The organism is Pseudomonas syringae KCTC 12500 (genome assembly GCF_000507185.2).
Lineage (GTDB): Bacteria > Pseudomonadota > Gammaproteobacteria > Pseudomonadales > Pseudomonadaceae > Aquipseudomonas > Aquipseudomonas syringae.
The window spans coordinates 591753-613497 of the sequence record NZ_AYTM02000002.1 but is presented as its reverse complement, the minus strand read 5'-3'; the positions used below and the strand labels follow the sequence as shown (position 1 = coordinate 613497).

Below are 21745 nucleotides of genomic sequence, written 5' to 3'. Positions count from 1 at the left end.
CTTATTGGTCTTTGCTGCGTGCCGCAAACGCCGCCTTGCCCACGCTGGCCAGCACCGCATCGTTCTGTGGGGTATGCACCCGACCGCACAGGACGTTGCGGTAGTGGCGCTGCAACGGGTTGCTGCGTGACAGTCCAGGATTCCCCGAAGCCTCGATGGCCAGCTCCACCGCGCGAATGGCGTTGCCGGTTATCAGGTATTTGATCTGCCCGGCGTGCTGGGCAGGTGTGTGCCCTTGAGCAGCCGATTGCAGCAGGCTGCGATTGGCGAACAGCAGAGTATCGATCTGCCCGACGGTTTCCTGAAAGCGCGGCAGGGTCGACAGCGCCGCGCCAAGGTTGGAGGGTGTGCGCTGTTCCAGCCAGTGCACCAGCCAGTCACGGGCGGATTGAGCGATGCCGTCGTAGACCGACGACAGCAGCACCGCCATCCACAGCAGGCCTGATCCATCCAGCTCGGATTGCGGTGCGCTCCACGGGCTGACGCTGACGGCGTGATCGAGTGGCACCAGCACATTGTCGAATCTGACTTCGTGGCTGCTGGTGGCGCGCATGCCCAGATGGTCCCAGTCCTCAATGATGGTGATGCCCGGCGTGTCCTTGTGGACCAGCCAGCTGCCCACCAGCGGGTCATCGTCATCGCTGCGCGCCCATACGGCAAACCAGGTCAGACCGTGGCTGCCGGTGGAGTAGATCTTGCTGCCGCTGATGCGCCAGCCTTGCGCGGTGCGGCGCGCGATGGTGCCTGGCAGGCCGCCCCGCGCGGGCGTGCCCAGATCGGGCTCGACGCGCAGAGCGTTGATCAACGCGCCCTCACGCACGGCCTGTTCGGCCACCTGCACGCGCAGATGGTTCGGCCAGTTGCGGTTCTCCTGCAGCCTCGAATGCTGCAGGTATTGCATGACCAGAATCAGCGCCGTCGACGGCTCTCCCCGGGCCACCGCGCTGATCACCTGTTGAGCGCGGGGCAAGTCGGCACCGCCGCCGCCCAGTTCGGTCGGAACCGTCAGGCCAAGCAGGCCGTGAGCGTGCAGCAGTTGGAAGTTGGCATGGGGAAATTGCGCGCTGATATCGTATTGCTCGGCGGTTTCGGCCAGCGCTGCGGTCAGTTCTGCCAGCCGTTTACTGAAGTCCTCGGCGGACTCGGGCGCTTCATGCAACTGGTGCGGGATAGGGCGCAGGGTCGAGAGTGTCATGCGGGGTCCTTTTCGCAGCGTTTATTGAGCGGTGGCCTGCGCGATCTGCGCGCGCGACGCGTTGAAGCTTTTGTCGAAGCCTGTCGAAACGTCGATCCGTTTGCTTAGAATGCCTTCAGCCAGGTAAGTGTCTGCAGTGTTTTGCAGGCCCTGGACAATCTGGTCATCAATCGGCGTGCGCTGCATTTTCGTCGCCTTGGCCACTGCGAGGTGCACCGCCAGGGGCAGGCCGGTGACTTTCGCCTGGGCCGCCGCGTACTCCTCGGGATGGGCGTTGGACCAGTTGAAAGCGCGCTCCACACGGGCAACGAAATCATCCAGTTGCGCGCGTTTGCCTTCGATGGCCTTGCTGGTTGCGGCAAGGTAGAGATGGTTGCTCAGCAGCTCGCTGCCACTGACCAGCACCCGCGCGTCGCTTTGTGTGATGGAGATCGTGGTGTACGGGTCCCATGTCGCCCAGGCGTCGGCATCGCCACTGTCCAGCAGCAGACGCGATTCGCTGGGCAGCAGATTGATGAAGGTAACATCACTGGTTTTCAGCCCGGCCTCATGCAAGGCGCGGATCGCCAGATAGTGGCCGATGGAGCCGCGTCCGGTGACGATGCGCTTGCCCTTGAGGTCGGCAACGGTCTTGATCGGCGAGTTTTTCGGCACCAGCACCGCAGTGGTGAAGCGGCCTTGGGCGTGGGTGATGCTGACCACTTTCAAGGGTGCACCCGCCCCCAGAGCGAATACATAGGGTGCATCACCCAGCGCACCGATATCCACCGCGCCCGCATTCAGCGCCTCTCCCAAGGGCGCCGCCGCGGGAAACTCGGAAAACTGAATCTCGTAAGGCACGTCCTTGAGCTCACCGGAAACCTGCAGCAGGGTTTTCAGCAACGACTTCTGATTGGCGACCAGCAGCGGCGCCTGCTCGGCAGCCATCACCTGCTGACCTGCCAGCACACTGAGCAGCGCGCCGAGCAGCAGAGTTTTAAAAGGCAGGGTGGATTTGAAAAAAGGCAGCATTTAAGTGTGTCTCCAATAGGGTGATGAATAGTCCTGATGAGCCTTTGACGCTTGTGCCAATACGCCTCACCTTTAGAGTCGGACGCAGCCTTGTGGGAGCGAGCTTGCTCGCGAAGACCCTGTTCCAGACGCAGAAAATGCACTGAATGTAGCGCCCTCTTCGCGAGCACGCTCGCTCCCACTTGGCGCTTGTGCCAATGCGCTGCGCGGTGTACTCAACGGCATCAAATCACGTAAAACCCGTGTGTTGCGTCACGTCCCAGCTGCTCCACCAGGCCGAATTCCCAGTCCAGATACGCCTGCATGGCTTCGCGCGGTGCGTCGGTGCCTTCGTACGGGCGGCGGTAGCGATCGATGCGTGGCGAGGCCAGTCGGCTTTCGCCGTGCTCCAGCGGCAGGCCGGCCTTGATCCAGCTGGCGGTGCCGCCTTCGAGCAGAAACACCGGCTTGTCGGTCAACGCTTCCAGGTCGGCCACGGCAAAGCGCGCCAGACGGCTGCTGCCGCAGGTCAAGACATAGCGGTCAGCTGCCGGCAGCTTGCCCAGCGCCTGCTTCAGGTCGGCACGCAAGGTCCACCAGGCACCGGGGATATGCTGTTTGACATAGTTGGCGCTGGCGGTGAAATCCAGCACCGCCACGTTTACCTGTTTCTGCCATTGAGTAAGGGTCTCGACGCTGATCGCCTCGACCTGCGGCGGCGTCGGGAAGGGTGCGTCCCAGTCGCCCTGTTCGCTGAAATCCGCTGCCTCCAGGTCATCAATCACCGACACGTCCCAGCCCAACTGCGCCAGCCAGGAGGCCGACATGTTGGCGCGCACGCCGTCGTCGTCCAGCAGCGCGATTCGCGCACCGCGGACGCTGGCGAAATGATCGGTTTCCTGCACCAGTTGCCCACCCGGTGTGGAACGCGCGCCGGGCAGGTGGCCTTTGGCAAACTCTTCCGGGGTACGTACATCGAACAGGTAAGTGGTACGTGAAGCCTCGGCTTGCCAGTGTTGCAGATCAGCACGGCTGGCTCGTTTGACCTTGGCGCGATCGGCCACCTGGCGCGCATCGGCACTGGCGTTTTCGCGGGTCTCTTCACTGACTGCCGCAAAACGCCGGTTCTGGCCATGGTCCAGCGTCTGGCCGGCCAGCAGCCAGCCAATGGTGCCATTGCGCAGTGCGTTGATCGGATTGGGCAGGCCCGCGTTGACCAGCGACTGGGTGCCGATGATGCTGCGCGTGCGACCCGCACAATTGACGATGATTCGAGTAGAGGGATCCGGTGCCAGCTCACGTGCCCGCAGCACCAGTTCGGCGCCCGGTACGCTGATGCCGCCTGGAATGCTCATGGTCTGGTATTCGTCATAGCGCCGGGCATCGAGCACCACCACGTCCGCATTGCTGTCGAGCAGGCGCTTGACCTCTTCTGCGGCCAGCGACGGGGTGGCGCGGTGATGCTCCACCAGCTCGCCAAACGCCTTGCTCGGCACATTCACGTCGATGAACAGTTCGCCGCCAGCCGCGCGCCAGCCCTGAAGGCCGTCGTCGAGCAGTTTCACGTCGCTGTAGCCCAGTGCCTGCAGGCGCTGCAGGGCGATCTGCGCCAGACCTTCGCCATCGTCGTAAAGGGTCACGGCCGTGTCGCGTCGCGGGATGCGGGAGAAAATCTCCAGCTCCAGCTTCGACAGCGGGATGTTCACGGCAAACAGCGGATGAGCCTGGGCAAAGGGGGCCTCTTCGCGGACATCTACCAAGACCAGCTCCTGGCGGTCCAGCAAGGCCTGGCGAATGTCGGCGAATGATCGGGTGGCAGGTGTGGTCATGGGGTCGGGCTCCCTGTTGGCTGATCCTGATGGGCGGTGGCGGCGTTCGAATAGCCGGAGATGAACAGTTTTTCGGTGCCGTCGAGGTCATAGACCGCACGCTTCACAGTGCCGATATCGGCGCCGTAAACGTGGATGCTGATCGACACCTGATCGTTGAAGGCGTTGCTGACCTGATGGACATCGTTGCTGTGCGGTGACAACGCCTCGACCTGGCCGGGTTGCAGGCGAATCGCCGGGCCACTGGTTTCCAGGTGCCCTTGCGCGTTGCGAAGGTAGCCTTGGGAATCTTCCGCGCCGCGCAGCATGCCGATCAGCCCCCACACGCGGTGGTCGTGAATAGGTGTGCGTTGGCCAGGCCCCCAGACGAAACTGACTACCGAAAAACGCTGCTGTGGATCGGCATGCAGCAGAAATTGCTGATAGCGGTTGGCGTCGGGTACGGTAAATTCTTCTGCCAGCCAGTCATCGTGGCTGACCAGTTGCGCCAGCAGCTTGCCGCCGCGGCGTAACAGATCGCCTTCATGCGGCTCGCTGCCAAGCAGTTCGGTGAGTGCATCGATAAAGGCCCCGAGTCGCTCCGGGTGTCGGTTCTGAGTCATGTCCATTTCCAGATCAAAGTCAGGGAATGGTTCGATATAAGCATAATATAGATATTTAATATGCTATTTTTTAATGATTAGGTTATAACGAAAACGTCTGTTACTTGTTTGTCGTAATCCGCGAAATCTACGCTCGGGCTATCCATGAGCGCCTGCTGGTACTATGCTTTTTGCCTATGTTTAATCTCTTCTTTATGTGCGGTCCGAATGAAAATTGATGATATCGATGCGTTCGTTGCAGTCATCCGCTGCCAGTCGATCAGCCACGCCGCTGAATCGCTGGACCTGACCCAGCCCGCCATCACGCGCCGGGTGCAGAATTTCGAGCAAGCCCTCGGGGTCGAGCTGTTCGACCGCAATACCAAGCCGCTCAAGCCGACTCCGATGGGTCTTCAGGTGTACCAGAAGTGCCTGGCGATCCTGCGCGAGATGGATTCGTTGCGCGAGCTGGTGGCCAGTGACACGCCGCCCAGCGGTCTGTTGCGTCTGGGCGTGCCGCAAACCATCGGTGACGTGGTGCTGCTCGATGCGCTCAAGCAGTTGCGTGGGGAGTTTCCCGATCTGCGCGCCCAGGTCAGCACCGGTTGGGGCAGCCACCTGATCGGCAAGATCGAAAACGGCGAGCTGGATGCAGCGGCTGCGCTGTTTCCGGCAGGCAAGATATTTCCAGACAACATCGTTGGTCAGTCGATTGGCAAGATGGAGCTGGTGGTGGTCTGCGCCAAGGGGCTGGCCCCGAAAAAGCCCGGCAAGCTGGCGGACTGTTATGAGCAGGGCTGGGTGCTTAATCCGGACGGCTGCGGTTTTCGTGCAGGCTTGCAGCGCACGCTGACCGATCAGGGCTTGAGCATGAAGGTCAATCTGGAAACTTTCGGCACCGAGCTGCAACTTGGGCTGGTGGCCGATGGCATGGGGCTTGGCCTGGTGCCCCGTCCGCTGCTGGAACGCAGCGCGCACCGCGAGCAGTTGGTGGCGCTGCCGCTCAAGGACTTCAAGCCGGTAATGGACTTGTGGCTGTTCTACCCGCGCTTTCTCGGTAACCTGCAAGCGCCGGTGGAAGCCTTTGGCACACTGGTGGCTCGGTCGCTCAAGCCGGTCTCGGCAGCCGCCTGAACACCGCATTGCGGGCAGGCGGTCTGGCGTTGGGCGTCAGACCGGCCCGCAGGATATAGGTTGAATCAGGCGACCTGTTCGCGAGCCTGCTGTTCACGTTGCGCCACCAATGCGCGGGTCAGCGGGATCAGCTTCTTGCCGTAGTCGATGGCATCTTCCAGTGGATCGAAGCCGCGAATCAGGAAGGTGGTAATCCCCAGATCGTAGTAATCCAGCAGCGCTTCAGCGACCTGTTCCGGGGTGCCAACCAGCGAGGTCGAGTTGCCCTGTGCGCCGAGCAGGCCGGCGATGCCTGTCCACAGGCGCTTGTCCAGGCGCGATCCTTGTGCAGCAGCGGCCAGCAGGCGGCGTGATCCTTCATTCGGCGGTTCGCGACGTACAAAGCCGTTGCGGTCTGCCAGGGCCTTGGCCTTTTCCAGAATACTGTCGGCACGTGCCCAGGCCTTTTCCTCGGTCTCTGCCAGAATCGGGCGCAATGACAGGCTGAAACGAATGGTCCGCCCATGTCTGGCGGCTTCGGCGCGGACCTGTTTCACCACGTCACGCACCTGCTCGTATGTCTCGCCCCACAATGCATAAACATCGGCGTGTTTACTCGCCACAGCAATCGCCGCCGCCGAGGAACCACCGAAGTACAGAGGGATATGTGGCTGCTGTGGGGATTTGACCAACGAGTGCGCACCCTCAAGCTGGTAGTAGGTGCCGTTATGATCGAACGGCTTGTCGCTGGTCCATTCCTGACGCACCACGCTGAGGTATTCGTCGCTGCGTGCGTAACGTTCGTCCTTGCCGATATGGCTGCCGTCGGCGCGCAGTTCCTTGTCGTCACCGCCGGTGATGATATGCACGGCAGTGCGGCCGCCATTGAACACGTCCAGCGTCGCGAACTGCCGTGCGGCCACCGTGGGCGCGATGAAGCCGGGGCGATGGGCGACCAGAAACTTCAGTCTGGTGGTGACGCTGGCGGCATGCGCTGCGACCAGCGTGCTGTCCGGGCTGTTGGAGTGGTAGGCGATCAGCGCGCGATCAAAACCGGCATCTTCATGAGCCTTGGCCACGGTCTTCACGTAGTCGGGCTGGATGGCCGCGCCGCTGCGCGGGTGAATTTCAGAACCGGGTTGCGTGGCGATATAGCCAATGAATTCGATGCTCATGAAAACTCCTGCCAATGGTTGAGGTCCGTTCGACCTTGTCGAGAGGCACCATAAAGGCAAGGGGCAGACGCTGTGAAATTCGATTTCGGTCTAAGTTAATTATAAAAAAGATGCATTATATTTATTTTTTTGATCAAATATTTTGACTATTAGCTTAGGTCTAAATCGAATTTCACGCAGCGTTCTTATGCTAATAGCATTGCCCTCATAATGTATCGGGTGCGTCCTGCCCGGTTTGTCCAGGAAGGATGTGCCCATGCCTGACACAACGCTGAACCTCGCAGAACCCGGTTTTCTGGTGGTCAACAAACCCGAACAGAGCCGCAGCTCGCAATCGGTTCGCCTGCGCTGGCAAGTGCCGGGTTTTGTCTTGCGTCTGCTCAGCCCGCTGGTGCTGTTGCTGCTCTGGGAACTGGCTTCACAAACCGGTCTGCTGCCCGTCCGCGTGATTGCCGCGCCATCGCAGATCGGCGGTACGCTCTGGTCGATGATCGTTTCGGGCGAACTGGCCCACCACTTGTGGGTTTCGTTGCAACGGGCACTGTTGGGCTTGAGCATTGGCGTCAGCATCGGCGTGGTCGCTGCGGTGGTGACCGGGCTTTCCCGACGCGGCGAAATCGTTCTCGACTCGCCCATGCAGATGTTGCGCACCATTCCCTCGCTGGCACTGGTGCCACTGTTCATCCTCTGGTTTGGCATTGGCGAGTTCACCAAAGTGGCGCTGATCGTCATGGGCACCACCTTTCCGGTGTACCTGAACCTGTTTTCCGGCATCCGCAATATCGACCCGAAACTCATTGAGGCTGCCAATACGCTCGGCTTGAGCCGCCGCGAGCTGATCTGGCACGTCATCCTGCCCGGCTCGTTGCCTGCGTTTTTTGTCGGGCTGCGCTATTCACTGGGTATTTCGTGGCTGGCCCTGGTCTTTGTCGAGCAAATCAACACCACCGCGGGCATCGGTTATCTGGCCAGTGATGCGCGGGACTTCATGCGCACTGATGTAATCGTTATCTGCCTGTTGATCTACAGCGTCCTTGGCCTCGTGATCGACGCCATCATTCGCACGCTGGAGCGCTATGCGCTGGCTTGGCGACCGACCTTCGTGAGGCATTGAACACATGGCGACTCCTGATCTGCGCAACACTCCATTCGTCGTCCCCCAAGCGGGGCAGGCGCCTGTACAACTGCGCGACGTGGTGCGTCAGTTTGGTCGGCAACGGGTCATCGACGGGCTGAATCTGGACATTGCTCCGGGCGAATTTGTCGCCTTGCTCGGGGCCAGTGGCTCCGGCAAGACCACCTTGCTGCGCACTCTGGCCGGGCTGGACGAGATCGACAGCGGTGAGCTCCGTGTGCCGGTCGCGCGTGCGGCGGTTTTTCAAGAGCCGCGCCTGATGCCGTGGAAAAGCGCGTGGAAAAACGTGGTTCTCGGCCTGCGCATCAACGATGCCAAGGCTCGGGCTGAAGCAGCATTGACCGAAGTTGGCCTGGCGCATCGGCTGAATGCCTTTCCGGCCACCTTGTCCGGTGGCGAAGCGCAGCGTGTGGCGCTGGCGCGGGGGCTAGTCCGTGAGCCAAAACTGTTGCTACTCGACGAGCCTTTTGCCGCACTCGATGCGTTGACGCGCATTCGCATGCATCAACTGATCATCGACCTGTGGCGCAAACACACCCCGGCGGTGCTGCTGGTGACGCATGATGTCGATGAGGCGATCCTGCTCGCTGACCGGGTCATCGTGCTGGCCGACGGCAAGATTGCCGACGACATCCGTGTCGACCTGCCGCGTCAGCGCGACAGCGGGCAGGCCGGGTTCCAACTGATTCGAAGCCGCTTGCTGGGCTTGCTGGGCTTGCTGGGCGTCAAGGTGAACGCAGCTGCCGATACCGCTCCGCAAGCACCGGAGCAGGACGTAACGCTCAGCGCACTGCGCCGCTTCGCCAACGCTCGTTGATTCGGCGCACGCTGCGTATCATGGTCGTCTGAATTTCCGAAGGGGACGCCCATGTCTGTCGAAAAGCCTGAAGTCATCATCACCTATTGCATTCAATGCCAGTGGCTATTGCGCGCCGCCTGGCTGGCCCAGGAACTGCTGAGCACATTCAGTGATGATCTGGGTAAAGTCTCGCTGCAGCCAGGCACCGGCGGCGTGTTCCGTATTACCTGTGACGGCGTGCAACTCTGGGAACGCAAGGCCGATGGCGGCTTTCCCGAAGCCAAGGTGCTCAAGCAGCGGCTGCGTGACCAGATCGATCCGGCCCGCGATCTGGGCCACAACGACCGCCATACTCCGGCAGACCCTCAGTAATACAGGGCAACTGTCACGACATCGCCACGCACGTGTCACATTCGGTTAACCGGCATGCTCCACTCTTCTGGAAACCCTGCCGGAGGTCTTCACATGACCAGTGCTCAGCTCGCCACACCCAGCCGCAAACAGCGCGTGCGCACCTTGTGGATTTCCGACGTTCATCTGGGCACACGTGATTGCCAGGCCGAGCACCTCTCCGCGTTTCTCAAGCGCTATCAGGCTGACAAGGTGTACCTGGTCGGCGACATCATCGATGGCTGGAAACTGCGCGGCGGCATGTACTGGCCACAAGCACACACCAACGTGATTCGCCGCTTGCTGACCATGAGCAAGCGCGGCACCGAAGTCATTTACGTCACCGGCAATCACGATGAATTCCTGCGCCGTTACTCCAAGCTGGTGCTGGGCAACATCCAGTTGGTAGACGAAGTCGAACACGTGACGGCCGATGGACGTCGTTTTCTGGTCATTCACGGCGACCAGTTCGACGTGATCACCCGATACCACCGCTGGCTGGCCTTTCTGGGCGACTCGGCCTATGAATTCACCCTGACCCTCAACCGCTGGCTCAACCACTGGCGCGCCAAATACGGCTATGGCTACTGGTCGCTGTCGGCGTACCTCAAGCACAAGGTCAAGAGTGCGGTGAATTTCATCAGCGATTTCGAGGAAGCCATCGCCCACGAATGCGTGAAGCGCGGGCTGGACGGCGTGGTCTGCGGGCACATCCACCATGCGGAAATTCGCCAGGTGGGCGGCGTGGAATATCTCAACTGCGGCGACTGGGTCGAATCCTGTACCGCCCTGATCGAACATCTGGACGGCAACATCGAACTGTTCCGTCTGGCGGATGCGCATTTGAAGGCGCAACAGGTTGCGGTCGAAGAACCCGCCAGCGAAACGCTTGCCTGAAGCAGTCTGCCTAGAAAGGCACCTTACCCAGGAGCATGTCGCGGTACATCACAAAGTCGCCGAGCAAGCTGTAAAACGGATGCTTGAACGTGGCCGGACGGTTCTTCTCAAAAAAGAAATGCCCGGCCCACGCGAAGCCGTAACCCGCGACCGGCAACAACCATAACAACCCCCAGCGGCCGCTGCCCACACCAAACGCCAGCAGGAAAATCACCAGAGACGTACCGACAAAATGCAGACGCCGGCTGGTAGCGCTGCTGTGCTCGGCAAGATAGAAAGGATAGAACTCGGCAAAGCTCGAAAAACGCCTGATGGTATCCACGGTGCCTGTCCTCGTGTGGGTTCTTATTGTTATACACAAATTTAGCCGACTGTCTTACCGATATGGAGCATTCGAGTCGTGCTCATGTTTACGACTATCGTGCCAATGCTCTGCGTTGGCACGCAGTTCGTGACGTTCCGCGTTACACATCCAAGATGCGAAACACCGTCATGCCTTACCCGCGGCCTCTGCCAGGCCTCAATGCCGCCAGAATGCCGGTACACAGAGCACCAGCACAGTAATGATTTCCAGACGGCCAAGCAGCATGCCGCCGGACAGAATCCATTTGGCCGCATCCGGCAGGGTAGAGAAATTACCCGCCGGCCCGATGACCTCACCCAGCCCTGGCCCTACACCCGATACCGTACTGGCAGCGCCGGTCAGCGCCGTCATCCAGTCCAGCCCGAGCAGCGACAGCATCAGCGCGATCAGACAGATAGTGATCGTGAAGAAAAACGAAAAGGTCAGGATCGAGCGCACGATCTCATCGTCCAGCCGATGGCCATTGTATTTCTGCTTCATCACCGCGCGCGGATGGATCAGTTGATTGAGGTTGGTCTTGAGCAGAATGTAGGCCACCTGAAAACGGAAGATCTTCACTCCGCCGGCTGTCGAGCCAGAACAGCCGCCGATAAAGCCCAGATAAAAGAACAGCATCAGCGAGAAATTACCCCACAGGCTGTAGTCACCCAGTGCAAAACCCGTCGTCGTCACCACCGAGGTCACGTTCAGCGCGACATGGCGCAGCGCCTCGGTCCACGGCAGGTCCGTGGTATTGGCGTACCAGACCGTCATGACCAGCCAAGTGATCAACAGCAGCCCGATCAGGCCCTGAACCTGCTCATCCTTGATCAACGCCTTGCGGTTGCCACGCAATGTCGCGACATACAGGGTAAAGGGCAGGCTGCCGAGGATCATCACCACGATCGCCACCCAATGCACCGCCGGTTGCGGCCATTTGGCCAGCGACTGGTCGGAGGTGGAGAAGCCGCCTGTGGAAATCGCCGACATCGCATGGTTGATCGCGTCGAACAGACTCATGCCCGCCGCCCAGAAAGCCAGACTGCCCAGCGCGGTAAAGCCGACATAGGCGAGCACGATGAACTTGGCCACCATGTGCGAGCGGGGCATGACCTTTTCCGAGCGGTCCGAGGACTCGGTCTGAAACAGACGCATGCCGCCGATGCGCAGCAGGGGCAGAATCGCCACGGCCATACCGATGAAGCCGATACCGCCCAGCCAGTGCAGCATTGAGCGCCAGATCAGAATGCCCGGCGACATGCTGTCCAGATGGCTGAGTACTGTCGAGCCGGTGGCCGTGATGCCGGACATGCTCTCGAAGAACGAGTCGGTGTAACTGATGTGCTGGGTCAGCAGAAAGGGCAGGGCGGCGAAAATGCACACCACAATCCAGCTGGAGACGGTCAGCATGTACATGTCCCGAGGGCGCAACTGAACGTTGTCGGGGCGTCCGGGCACCACCAGCGCCAGACCGGCGATAAAGGTGATGGCGCTGGCCCAGAGAAACTCGCGCAGATCTTCGAAACGGTCGTAGATGACCAGCGTGGCCATGGGCACGATCATGGCGACAGCCAGGGTGATCAGGAAGATGCCGATAATGAAACCGATGATACGCAAGGTCGGCAACGACATGACAGGCTCTGGCTGGTGTGAGGAAAGGCGCCATTCTACCTGCGCTTGAAGGCATGTAAACCGGCGCGGCCGAGGAGCGTCTGCAAGCGCAGAGGTAACGAATTGTGCGTCGCACTCGTTATTGACGCTAAACAGGCTCTAGAATGCTCGATCACTTTTCAAGGAGACAGTCCATGCAGGCGCTCGACGTTTTGCTCAATCGTGTATCGGTTCCACGACTGATCGACCCGGCCCCGGACGCTGCGCAGCGGGATATCCTGTTCGGTGCTGCATTGCGCGCGCCGGATCATGGACAGCTCAAGCCGTATCGTTTTCTGACGGTCGAAGGCGCGGCCCGTGAGCGCATGGGCGAGATGCTGGCGCAGGCGCTGCAGGAGAGTGGTGTTGAAGTGACCCCGCAGGCGCTGGAAAAGGCCCGTCTTGGCCCATTGCGCGCACCTTTGGTGGTGGTCGTGATCGCGCGCTTGCAGGACCACTTCAAAGTCACGCGCTCGGAACAACGGATCACCGCCGGATGCGCCGCCCATGGCGTGTTGCTGGCAGCGTATGCACTGGGTATCGGTGCGGTCTGGAGGACTGGCGAGCTGTCCTATGCGCCACAGGTAGCCAAGGGCTTCGGCCTTGAAGCCGGCGAAGAAGTGCTTGGCTTTCTGTACCTGGGCACCCCGCTGAACCCGCCGCGCGAAGCACCAAAAGTCGATGTGGGCGAGTTTGTCAGCGAGTGGCAGGGCTGATCAGACAGCCGACGAACTGAGCGGCTCTCTGGGCAGATCCAGTGTGGCGATAAACCCGCCGTCCGGGTGATTGCCCAGCATAAGAGTGCCGCCATGTCGTTCCGCTGCGCGTTTGGCGATCGCCAGCCCCAGGCCGTGACCCGGGGTGGTCTGGCCGGGGGCTCGGTAAAACGGCTCGCCCAGTTGCGTCAGGTGTTCGTCGGCAACGCCTGGGCCATGATCGCGAACGCTCAGACGGATGTGATCGCCGACCTGAGTTGCCTGCAGATCAATGCGCTGGCCGCTCGGGTTGAAGCGCAGCGCGTTGCGCAGCAGGTTGTCCAGCGCCCGTTCGATCATGTCCGGCCAGCCTTTGAACTGCAGGTTGTCCTGCACCTCGACGCGAATGTTCTGGTCGACACCGTCCAGCTGTGTGTCGCTCTTCAGGCGCTGCAGCAGCGCTTCGAGGTCGACGGGCTCCGGGCCGCGAAGCTCTGCGTCGAGGCGTGCCAGGGCCAGGATCTCGCTGATCAGCGCCTCCAGTCGGTCACATTCACGGCCCAGCCGTGGCCAAAGCTTTTCACGCTCGGCAGGCTCCGCACGTTCAGCCAGCGCCAGGGCGATGCGCAACCGGGCCAGCGGCGAGCGCAGTTCATGAGACACATCGCGCAGCAACTGGCGCTGACTGCCAATCAGGCTTTGCAGGCGCGCGCCCATGCGGTTGAAGTCCTTGGCCAGCACGCCGAACTCGTCACGGCGGTTGGCCAGTTGTCCGAGGCTGTGCTGTTGATAGCTGGTTTGCCCCAGATCGTGCACTGCGCCGCGCAGGCGACTCAGCGGTCGGGTAATCGACAGCGTCACGAACAGGCTGAACAGGGTCAGGACCACCAGTGCAATGCCCAGCGCGCTCAATGGCCACATCAGACTCTGACGGTGCCACTCGTCGAGCTCCGGGTGCGGAACGCGGTAGATGAACAGGTAGGTTTCGCCGGTCTTCGGGCTGCTGTACTCGGTGGCCAGACGGCGCCAGGGCAGTTTGCGCCCCTGCTCGTCGTCTTCCCGCTGCCGTGCTTCCAGGGCTGCGGCGCGCGGCGGGAAGGTGCCACGCACCATGGGCTCGCCGCTTTCGCTCAGCACTTGAGTGTCGATACGATTGCGTCGTTTGATGTCCTGAAGAAACTCCTGAGCGTTATCCGCGCCCTTGTCCTCGAAGCGTTGTGTCCACTGTTCGGGCAACGAGTTGAGCACCGGGTGACGACTGAGGATCCACGCATCCTGATTGAGCATATGCCCCATGAGCACCGACAGGCCGCCTACCAGAGCGATGGCCAGCCAGAAGCTGGCCAGGATTCGCCAGAACAATGAACGCACGGGATTTCCTCGGTCTCAGTAAAAAAGCCCGGCATGCGTGCGCATGCCGGGTTGTGTTCAACTCATCGGGCCGCGAGGCCTGATGGTTACAGCGTTTTTGCTGCTTTTGCCGCTTTCCAGGCCTTGAACTCGGCCCATTCGGCGCGACGTTCATCTTCTTTCTTCTTGATTTCGTCAAACTGCTTCTGCTGGTCAGGCCTCAGCAGTGCACGAACTTCGCTGTCGGTCTTGGAGCGTTTGGCTTCGATTTCGTCATGCATTGCTTTCTGGTCGGCAGCAGGCATTTTTTCCAGGTAGCTTTGGGTGATTTCGCGGCGCTCGTGTCGTTGCTCGCGCATCAAACGTTCGATCTGCTGACGCTGTTCACGTGTCAGGTCCAGCTCACCCATCGGTCCCATCGGGCCAGGGCCGCGGTCCATACGTGGGCCAGGGCCGCGGTCATCGCGATCCATGTGCATGGCAGGTCCGTCAGCATCCGGGCCACCGGCAGGTGGCGGTGGTGGTGCGGCCATGGCGATGGTCGGCAGGGCAGTGGCAAACATCAAAGCGATCAGGGTCTTGCGCATTGTGTATCTCCTTGTCTCTAGTGCGGCTCGATGCCGATGAGCCCAGTTTAGGGAGATCAAGGTCAAGCGCAGTCAGCGCTTGGTAAAGCTTGTGTAAGGGCAGCTGCAAGTTGTCAGCTTCAAGCTTCAAGCCAGAAGCGCTCTGCTTGTAGCTGCTCAAAGAGCATAATAATATCCGCGGCTGCGCAGCGCGACGATGCGTGGGCGGCCGTCGGAGTGCGGGCCGATTTTCTTGCGCAGGTTGCTGACGTGCATATCCAGACTACGGTCGTACAGGGTCAGCTTGCGGCCCAGGGCCAGTTGCGCCAGTTCCTGCTTGTCCAGCGGTTCGCCGGGCTGGCGCATCAATGCTTCCAGCAAGCGGCTTTCGGACACCGTGAGGGTCAGTTCCTTTTCGTCGACACTGACCACGCCGCGCATTGGGCTGAAGGTCAGGTCGCCCAGTTCGAGCTGGCTTGACGACGCCACCGGGTGACTGCGGCGCAGTACGGCGCGCAGGCGGGCAGTGAGTTCGCGAGGGTCGCAGGGTTTTGCCAGATAATCGTCAGCGCCCAGCTCCAGACCCAGGATGCGGTCCAGCGGCTCGCCGCGTGCCGAGAGCATGACCACTGGCAGGTCGGGGTGGTCGGCACGTAATTGCTTGAGTAACTCCAGGCCGCTGCCATCGGGCAGCATCACGTCCAGTACCACGGCAGCGGGGGCGGCGTCGGCCAATGCCTGACGCGCGCTGGTCCCGTCGTGACAGGCGCGCACCTGAAAGCCTTCCTGGCTCAGCCAACTGCTCAGCAGTTCGCACAGCTCTTGATCATCATCAATTAGTAACAGCTCGCTCATGACTCACTCAATTGGCCACTGCCGGGGTGCCGCGTGACTCTGCCTCGATCAGAAAGCAGAGCTGTTAAAAAAGTCGGTCGGGCAGGCTCAGGGCAGGACCTGCTTGAACGGTTTGACCACGACGTTCGCGTAGACACCTGCGGCCACGAACGGATCGGCTTCGGCCCAGGCCTTGGCGGCGCTCTGCGATTCGAACTCGGCAACGATCAGGCTGCCGCTGAAACCGGCAGCGCCGGGGTCGTTGCTGTCGACTGCCGGGTGTGGACCGGCCAGCACCAGACGGCCTTCATCCTTGAGCGCGTTGAGGCGCTCCAGGTGTGCCGGGCGAACGCTGAGGCGTTTTTCCAGCGAGTTTTCGACGTCGGTGGCGATGATTGCGTAGAGCATGTCAGTCCTCGGATTTGGTCGTATTGGGAGCGGTGTCGTGCAGGTGGCGTGACAGGTAGATCCCCTGGCCGACCAGGAAGATCAGGGTCATGCCCAGGCTGCCGAATACTTTGAAGTCGACCCAGAATTCCTGATAAGTGAAGGCCACATACAGGTTGGCTGCCCCACAGAACAGGAAGAATATGATCCAGGCGATGTTGAGGCGGGTCCAGATCGCCGCCGGCAGGGTCAATGCATGACCCATGATGCGCTGGATAAGCGGCCGGTCGCCGATGAAATGACTGCCGGCAAAGGCGACGGCAAACAGCCAGTTGACCACCGGGGCTTTCCATTTCAGAAAAGTTTCGCTGTGGAAGGCCAGGGTCAGGCTGCCGAACACCAGGCACGCCACCAACGTGAGCCACTGGCTTTTTTCCAGCTTGCGCTGTTTGACGTAGAGAATGCCGTAGACCACCACCGAACTGATGATCAGCATCGCCGTTGCACTGAAAATGCCGCCTACCATATAGGTATTGCCGAGGATATCCACGGCACGCGGCTCGGTCTTGTAAACGATGAAGAACAGCAGCAGCGGGATGAAGTCGATGAATTGTTTCACAATGGCAGCCAGAAGCAGGATGTGGCGGCATAATAACAAACATCAATGAACACGAAAGCCTCACTATGAATGTAGACCTGCACTGTCACAGCACCGCTTCCGACGGGGCACTCTCGCCCACGGCACTGGTCACGCGTGCTCATGAAAACGGCGTGCGCGTCCTTTCGCTGACCGACCACGACACCCTTGAAGGGCTTGAAGAGGCCCGTGCGGCGGCGCATTCATTGGGTATGCAACTGGTCAACGGGGTGGAGCTGTCCTGCACCTGGGGCGGCGCGACCATTCATATTCTGGGTTACGGATTCGATACCCAGGCCCCGGCGCTGACCGAGGCCATCAGCCGTTTGCATGAAGGACGCTGGCTGCGTGCGGAAGAAATCAGCCGTAAATTGGCGATCAAAGGTATGCCTGGTGCGCTGGAAGGCGCTCGCGCGATTCAGCAGGAACTGGGTGACAGCGGTAATGCGCCTGCGCGTCCGCACTTTGCCGACTTCATGGTGCGCTCGGGTTTCGTCAAGGATCGCGCCGAGGCATTTCGCAAATGGCTGGGGGCGGGCAAACTGGGCGATGTGAAGCAGCACTGGCCGACGCTGGAGGACACGGTCGCCACCTTGCGGGCGTCGGGTGCATGGGTCAGCCTCGCGCATCCTTCACATTATGACTTTACCCGCAGTAAACGGCGTAAACTGGTCGGCGATTTCGTCCAGGCTGGTGGGCACGCCATAGAAGTGGTCAATGGCATGCAGCCTGCCGATCAGGTCGGCACCCTGGCCATCCTTGCACGCGAGTTCGGTCTGCTGGTTTCTGCCGGCAGCGACTTCCACGGTCCTGGTACCTGGGGCGAGATCGGCACTTATCGCCCCGTGCCTGAAGATCTACCGCCTTTGTGGTGCAGATTCAAACATGAACAGCCTACTGCCTCCGTCTGAACAGGAAGTAATCGTGAGTCAATTTTTCCAGGTCCATCCGGAAAACCCGCAGCCGCGCCTGATCAAACAGGCCGCTGAAATCATCAAGGCCGGCGGGCTGGTGGTGTACCCGACAGATTCGTCCTATGCATTGGGTTGCCAGATCGGTGACAAGAGCGCCATCGAGCGTATCCGCCGCCTGCGCCAGCTGGACGACAAGCACAACTTCACCCTGATGTGCTGCGACCTGTCGCAACTGGGGCTGTTTGCCAAGGTCGACACCGGCGCGTTCCGTGCGCTGAAGGCGCACACGCCCGGGCCGTACACCTTCATTCTCAACGCCACCCGCGAGGTACCGCGTCTGGTGCTGCACCCCAAGCGCCGCACCATCGGCCTTCGTGTGCCAAGTCATCCCATCGCCCAGGCCCTGCTGGAGCAATTGGGTGAGCCGCTGATGAGCGTCAGCCTGATCATGCCGGGCGACAGCGTGCCGCTCAGCGATCCCTACGAGATACGCCAGATTCTCGAGCATCAGGTCGATCTGATCATCGATGGCGGGATCGGCGGTATTTCGGCGTCCACGGTCATTAACCTGGCTGAGGGTGAACCCCAGATCGTTCGGGTCGGCTGTGGTGATCCGACGCCTTTCGGTGAACGCGCCTGATGACAGCCGTCGAGGCAGTCGACAGCCAGGCCGACGCCCAGCAAGAGCTGCCGTTCGCGCTGGTCTATGGGCGTGCTGTCACGCAGATGCCGCTGGACCTGTACATCCCGCCCGATGCGTTGGAGGTTTTTCTCGAAGCGTTCGAAGGGCCGCTCGACCTGCTGCTGTACCTGATCCGCAAACAGAACATCGACATCCTTGATATTCCTGTGGCCGAGATCACCAAGCAGTACATGGGGTACGTCGAGCTGATGAAAACCGTGCGCCTGGAGCTGGCTGCCGAGTATCTGGTCATGGCCGCCATGCTGGCCGAGATCAAGTCGCGCATGCTGTTGCCGCGTTCGGCGGAGGTCGAAGAGGAAGAGGGTGATCCGCGCGCCGAGCTGATTCGCCGCTTGCAGGAATATGAGCGCTTCAAGGCCGCCGCCGAGGGCATTGATGGCCTGAGCCGTGTAGGCCGCGATGTCATCGTGCCGAAACTGGACGCTCCCGAAGCCCGTGCACGCAAGTTGCTGCCGGATGTCAGCCTTGAAGAAGTGCTGATGTCGATGGCCGAAGTGCTGCACCGCGGCGACATGTTCGAAAGCCACCAGGTCAGCCGCGAGGCACTGTCCACCCGCGAGCGCATGAGCGACGTGCTGGAACGTCTCAAGGGCGGCGGTTTTGTGCCGTTCGCCGAGCTGTTTACCGCCGAAGAAGGGCGTCTGGGTGTGGTCGTGACGTTTATGGCGGTGCTTGAACTGGTCAAGGAGTCACTTGTCGAGCTGGTCCAAAATGAGCCCTTTGCGGCGATCCATGTCCGGGCGCGAGCCGAGTAGAGCTAAAACACATTCATGAACCTCAACGAACCTCGCGAACTGGCCCCGCTGCTTGAAGCATTTCTGCTGGCCTCCGGAAAACCGCAGACGCTGGAGCGCCTGTATGAGCTATTCGAGGAAGGCGAGCGCCCTGAACCCCCGGTGTTCAAAAAGGCACTCGAGGTGTTGCGCAAGTCATGTGAGGGGCGCGCTTTTGAGCTCAAGGAAGTGGCGTCGGGTTATCGCCTGCAGATTCGTGACCGCTTTTCGCCGTGGGTCGGGCGGTTGTGGGAAGAACGGCCGCAGCGTTACTCCCGAGCCATGCTGGAAACCCTCGCGTTGATCGCCTACCGCCAGCCGATCACGCGGGGCGAGATCGAGGATGTGCGCGGTGTCGCGGTCAACAGCCACATCGTCAAGACCCTGCTCGAGCGCGAGTGGATTCGCGTGGTGGGCTACCGCGATGTGCCCGGCAAACCGGCGATGTTCGCGACCACCAAAGGCTTTCTCGACCACTTCAACCTGAAAAGCCTCGACGAACTGCCGCCGCTGGCCGACCTGCGCGAGATGGAAACCGAGCCGGTGCTGGATTTCGAAGAAGCGCCGGTGCCTGCGCACCTGCAAGCCCTGGCCGACGCCAGCCTCGACCCGGACGCAGAGCCAGAAGCCCCGCGTGACGAAACCAGCTTCCGCAGTTTGCTTGTGGAACTGGATTCGATGGAGCAGGGCCTCAAGACCGACTTCGACGACCTACTACGCGCGGAGCCAGAGCCTGAAGACGACAAAGGCGACGATGAGGTCTGATTGACTAGCGCTCCCACGCTGAAGCGTTCAGCGTGATACACAAGTCTCGTGGGAGCGAGCTTGCTCGCGAAGGCGATGGTGCAGGCTCGCTATTTTCGGATTCTGTAAGGGCCCTTTCGCGAGCAAGCTCGCTCCCACAAGACCTGTATGTAGCCATGAGCGCTCTGCGTCCTCTTGATACCTCGTCCTGGAGCGTGCGGAACGATAATCAGAATTGTCGTGCCAACGTTCCGCGCACTCCGGTCGAATTCATGCGCCAGCCCAGGGTCACATCTGATACCACTCGCCATGAGATTCGCTGCCCATGAGTTCGACCAAGAACCCCTGCATCAGCCTGTGCAAGTTCGATGATGATATTTGTCTGGGCTGCGGTCGCAGCAAGCGCGAAATCAAGTCCTGGAAGAAGCTCGACAAGGACGACAAGCGCACGGTGCTCGATGAGTCTGCCAAGCGGCTGGCGAAGCTCAAGACCGCCGGTCGCAAAAAGAAGAAGTGATTCGGGCATTTGCCGTTGACGCCGGATGCGTAAACCGGCGCAGGGGCGTATGATGGCCGACCCTCGGCGATCAAGTGTCGCCCGGGCTTTCAAGTATTTCGCCTTGCCGCTATCCACAGCGCGCCGGGTACAGGTCTTGCCGGTTCTCGGCCAGCCCTGATTCGACACACCGGGAGGTGCCCAGATGAGTGAAAAAGACAAGCAGGACAGCCAGGAAATCGGACCCGCAGGCGAAAAGCTGCAGAAGGTTCTGGCGCGCATTGGCGTGGGTTCACGCCGTGACGTGGAAGCCTGGATTACCCAGGGCCGTATCAAGGTCAACGGCAAGGACGCGACCCTCGGTCAACGCGTCGACCTGCATGACGCCATCAGTGTCGATGGTCGCGTCATCAAGCGCGAAGAAGCGGCCGAAACGGTCCGTCGCGTCATCATGTACAACAAGCCCGATGGTGAAATCTGCACCCGTGACGACCCTGAAGGCCGTCCGACCGTGTTTGATCGTCTGCCGCGCCCGAAAGAAGGCCGCTGGATCAACATCGGTCGTCTCGACATCAACACCACCGGCCTGCTGATGTTCACCACCGACGGTGAACTCGCCAACCGCCTGATGCACCCATCGTTTGAAATGGACCGTGAATACGCGGTTCGCGTGCGTGGCGAAGTCGATGACGACATGCTGCTGCGCCTCAAGAACGGGGTGATTCTCGAAGACGGTCCTGCGCGCTTCACCGATATCCAGCAAGCGCCGGGCGGCGAAGGTTTCAACCACTGGTATCACTGCGTGGTGATGGAAGGCCGTAACCGCGAAGTGCGTCGTCTCTGGGAATCCCAGGGGCTGGTGGTCAGCCGCCTGAAGCGCGTGCGTTACGGGCCGGTGTTCCTCAACTCCGACCTGCCGATGGGCCGCTGGCGCGAAATGAGCCAGTACGAAGTCGACATTCTGGCAGCCGAAGTCGGTCTGCAACCTGTGGCCCAGCCGCAGATGAATGCCAAGACCAAAGACAAGATGGAGCGTCTGCAGCGTCAATCGTCCCGTCCGTTGGGCAAGGGCGAGCGCGTTGTCCGTACACTCCGTCCTGCCGCTGGTGCTCCGGCGACCGGCGGCGAGCGCGCACCGCGTCAGCCGCAGATCACCGGTAGCGAGCGTGATCGTCCGCGCGGTGGCGATTCGACTCAGCGTCCTTCGCCGCGCAAGGATTCGGGCAAGCCCGGCTCACGCGCGCCGCGTCCGGCCGACAACAGCCGTGGTACGCCGGTCGCCGAGCGTCCGAGCGACATGAACAAGCGCCCGGCCAAGCCGGGCCCGAAGCGTGTCGGCATCAAGCTGGTCAACGATGATGCGCCGTCAGGCAAGCGTCGTGGCCCACCGGCAGGTTCAGGTCAGCGTCCGGGCTTCGGTCGTCGCAAGCCTGAGTGATCGCTCGGTGTGAATGAATGGCAACGCCAGTCCACAGGGCTGGCGTTGTCGTTTTCGTCGCTCTGAAAAGCGCTGTCACACTGCCGGCGCACCTCGACCTCCCTGTTTTGA

General features: G+C 60.9%; 24 protein-coding genes. 12 read left to right on the top strand and 12 right to left on the bottom strand.

Annotated elements, in window-relative coordinates; translation table 11 throughout:
- Position 1: 1 nt before the first annotated feature.
- From V476_RS03240 to V476_RS03225, 4 genes are all read right to left on the bottom strand, one after another.
- Positions 2-1195 (bottom strand): acyl-CoA dehydrogenase family protein, encoded by a 1194-nt coding sequence (locus V476_RS03240; protein ID WP_024960075.1) that lies wholly within the window; start codon positions 1193-1195, stop codon positions 2-4.
- 21 nt (positions 1196-1216) lie between these two features.
- Complete coding sequence (locus tag V476_RS03235; RefSeq protein ID WP_024960076.1) at positions 1217-2206, bottom strand: ABC transporter substrate-binding protein; 990 nt, start codon at positions 2204-2206, stop codon at positions 1217-1219.
- A gap of 224 nt (positions 2207-2430) precedes the next feature.
- Positions 2431-4014, bottom strand: a complete 1584-nt coding sequence (locus V476_RS03230; protein WP_024960077.1) for a rhodanese-related sulfurtransferase — start codon at positions 4012-4014, stop codon at positions 2431-2433.
- Entirely contained in the window at positions 4011-4616 is a 606-nt protein-coding gene (locus V476_RS03225; RefSeq protein WP_024960078.1) for a cysteine dioxygenase family protein, read from the bottom strand. Before V476_RS03225 ends, V476_RS03230 begins: the two co-directional genes overlap by 4 nt.
- 207 nt (positions 4617-4823) lie before the next feature.
- Here V476_RS03225 and V476_RS03220 point away from each other — a divergent pair, with 207 nt between their 5' ends.
- Positions 4824-5729: a LysR family transcriptional regulator gene (locus V476_RS03220; RefSeq protein ID WP_024960079.1), complete on the top strand. Its 906-nt coding sequence runs from the start codon at positions 4824-4826 to the stop codon at positions 5727-5729.
- Positions 5730-5794: 65 nt separating this feature from the next.
- Here the strand turns inward: V476_RS03220 and V476_RS03215 are convergent, their stop codons facing one another.
- Positions 5795-6883 carry an LLM class flavin-dependent oxidoreductase gene (locus V476_RS03215; protein WP_024960080.1) on the bottom strand — a complete coding sequence of 363 codons (1089 nt, stop codon included), beginning with the start codon at positions 6881-6883 and terminating at the stop codon, positions 5795-5797.
- Positions 6884-7139: 256 nt separating this feature from the next.
- Here V476_RS03215 and V476_RS03210 point away from each other — a divergent pair, with 256 nt between their 5' ends.
- The 4 genes from V476_RS03210 to V476_RS03195 all read left to right on the top strand — a co-directional run bounded on the left by V476_RS03210 (position 7140) and on the right by V476_RS03195 (position 10104).
- On the top strand, positions 7140-7997 hold the full coding sequence (locus V476_RS03210) for an ABC transporter permease (RefSeq protein WP_024960081.1): 858 nt from the start codon (positions 7140-7142) through the stop codon (positions 7995-7997).
- Between the two features lie 4 nt (positions 7998-8001).
- The gene (locus tag V476_RS03205; protein WP_024960082.1) at positions 8002-8835 is read left to right on the top strand and encodes an ABC transporter ATP-binding protein; all 834 of its coding nucleotides are present in this window, start codon (positions 8002-8004) and stop codon (positions 8833-8835) included.
- Positions 8836-8886: 51 nt separating this feature from the next.
- Entirely contained in the window at positions 8887-9189 is a 303-nt protein-coding gene (locus tag V476_RS03200) for an Rdx family protein (RefSeq protein WP_003314703.1), read from the top strand.
- Between the two features lie 93 nt (positions 9190-9282).
- A complete protein-coding gene (locus V476_RS03195) occupies positions 9283-10104 on the top strand; it encodes a UDP-2,3-diacylglucosamine diphosphatase (RefSeq protein WP_003342638.1) in 822 nt (273 codons plus the stop codon).
- Between the two features lie 10 nt (positions 10105-10114).
- Here the strand turns inward: V476_RS03195 and V476_RS03190 are convergent, their stop codons facing one another.
- Both V476_RS03190 and V476_RS03185 read right to left on the bottom strand, forming a co-directional pair.
- A complete protein-coding gene (locus V476_RS03190) occupies positions 10115-10426 on the bottom strand; it encodes an Mpo1-like protein (RefSeq protein WP_003393857.1) in 312 nt (103 codons plus the stop codon).
- A 198-nt stretch (positions 10427-10624) separates the two neighbouring features.
- Positions 10625-12079, bottom strand: a complete 1455-nt coding sequence (locus tag V476_RS03185; protein ID WP_003314706.1) for a TrkH family potassium uptake protein — start codon at positions 12077-12079, stop codon at positions 10625-10627.
- 173 nt (positions 12080-12252) lie between these two features.
- Here V476_RS03185 and V476_RS03180 point away from each other — a divergent pair, with 173 nt between their 5' ends.
- Complete coding sequence (locus tag V476_RS03180; RefSeq protein ID WP_024960083.1) at positions 12253-12813, top strand: nitroreductase family protein; 561 nt, start codon at positions 12253-12255, stop codon at positions 12811-12813.
- Here the strand turns inward: V476_RS03180 and V476_RS03175 are convergent, their stop codons facing one another.
- The 5 genes from V476_RS03175 to V476_RS03155 all read right to left on the bottom strand — a co-directional run bounded on the left by V476_RS03175 (position 12814) and on the right by V476_RS03155 (position 16548).
- A complete protein-coding gene (locus V476_RS03175) occupies positions 12814-14163 on the bottom strand; it encodes a sensor histidine kinase (RefSeq protein WP_003424788.1) in 1350 nt (449 codons plus the stop codon).
- An 86-nt stretch (positions 14164-14249) separates the two neighbouring features.
- Positions 14250-14729, bottom strand: a complete 480-nt coding sequence (locus V476_RS03170; protein WP_003314709.1) for a Spy/CpxP family protein refolding chaperone — start codon at positions 14727-14729, stop codon at positions 14250-14252.
- Between the two features lie 156 nt (positions 14730-14885).
- Positions 14886-15563, bottom strand: coding sequence for a response regulator transcription factor (locus V476_RS03165; RefSeq protein WP_003424789.1), 678 nt, complete (start codon positions 15561-15563; stop codon positions 14886-14888).
- 87 nt (positions 15564-15650) lie between these two features.
- Complete coding sequence (locus V476_RS03160; RefSeq protein ID WP_003314712.1) at positions 15651-15950, bottom strand: YciI family protein; 300 nt, start codon at positions 15948-15950, stop codon at positions 15651-15653.
- A gap of 1 nt (position 15951) precedes the next feature.
- Positions 15952-16548, bottom strand: a complete 597-nt coding sequence (locus V476_RS03155; protein ID WP_003314713.1) for a septation protein A — start codon at positions 16546-16548, stop codon at positions 15952-15954.
- Between the two features lie 65 nt (positions 16549-16613).
- Here V476_RS03155 and V476_RS03150 point away from each other — a divergent pair, with 65 nt between their 5' ends.
- The 6 genes from V476_RS03150 to rluB all read left to right on the top strand — a co-directional run bounded on the left by V476_RS03150 (position 16614) and on the right by rluB (position 21634).
- Entirely contained in the window at positions 16614-17477 is an 864-nt protein-coding gene (locus tag V476_RS03150) for a PHP domain-containing protein (RefSeq protein WP_003314714.1), read from the top strand.
- Positions 17478-17490: 13 nt separating this feature from the next.
- A complete protein-coding gene (locus tag V476_RS03145; protein ID WP_024960084.1) occupies positions 17491-18120 on the top strand; it encodes an L-threonylcarbamoyladenylate synthase in 630 nt (209 codons plus the stop codon).
- The gene (locus V476_RS03140) at positions 18120-18938 is read left to right on the top strand and encodes a segregation and condensation protein A (protein WP_003314716.1); all 819 of its coding nucleotides are present in this window, start codon (positions 18120-18122) and stop codon (positions 18936-18938) included. Before V476_RS03145 ends, V476_RS03140 begins: the two co-directional genes overlap by 1 nt.
- A gap of 15 nt (positions 18939-18953) precedes the next feature.
- On the top strand, positions 18954-19721 hold the full coding sequence (gene scpB, locus V476_RS03135; protein ID WP_003404130.1) for an SMC-Scp complex subunit ScpB: 768 nt from the start codon (positions 18954-18956) through the stop codon (positions 19719-19721).
- 304 nt (positions 19722-20025) lie between these two features.
- A complete protein-coding gene (locus V476_RS03130) occupies positions 20026-20217 on the top strand; it encodes a DUF1289 domain-containing protein (RefSeq protein ID WP_003314720.1) in 192 nt (63 codons plus the stop codon).
- Between the two features lie 184 nt (positions 20218-20401).
- Positions 20402-21634 carry a 23S rRNA pseudouridine(2605) synthase RluB gene (rluB, locus tag V476_RS03125; RefSeq protein ID WP_024648258.1) on the top strand — a complete coding sequence of 411 codons (1233 nt, stop codon included), beginning with the start codon at positions 20402-20404 and terminating at the stop codon, positions 21632-21634.
- The last annotated feature ends 111 nt before the right edge of the window (positions 21635-21745 follow it).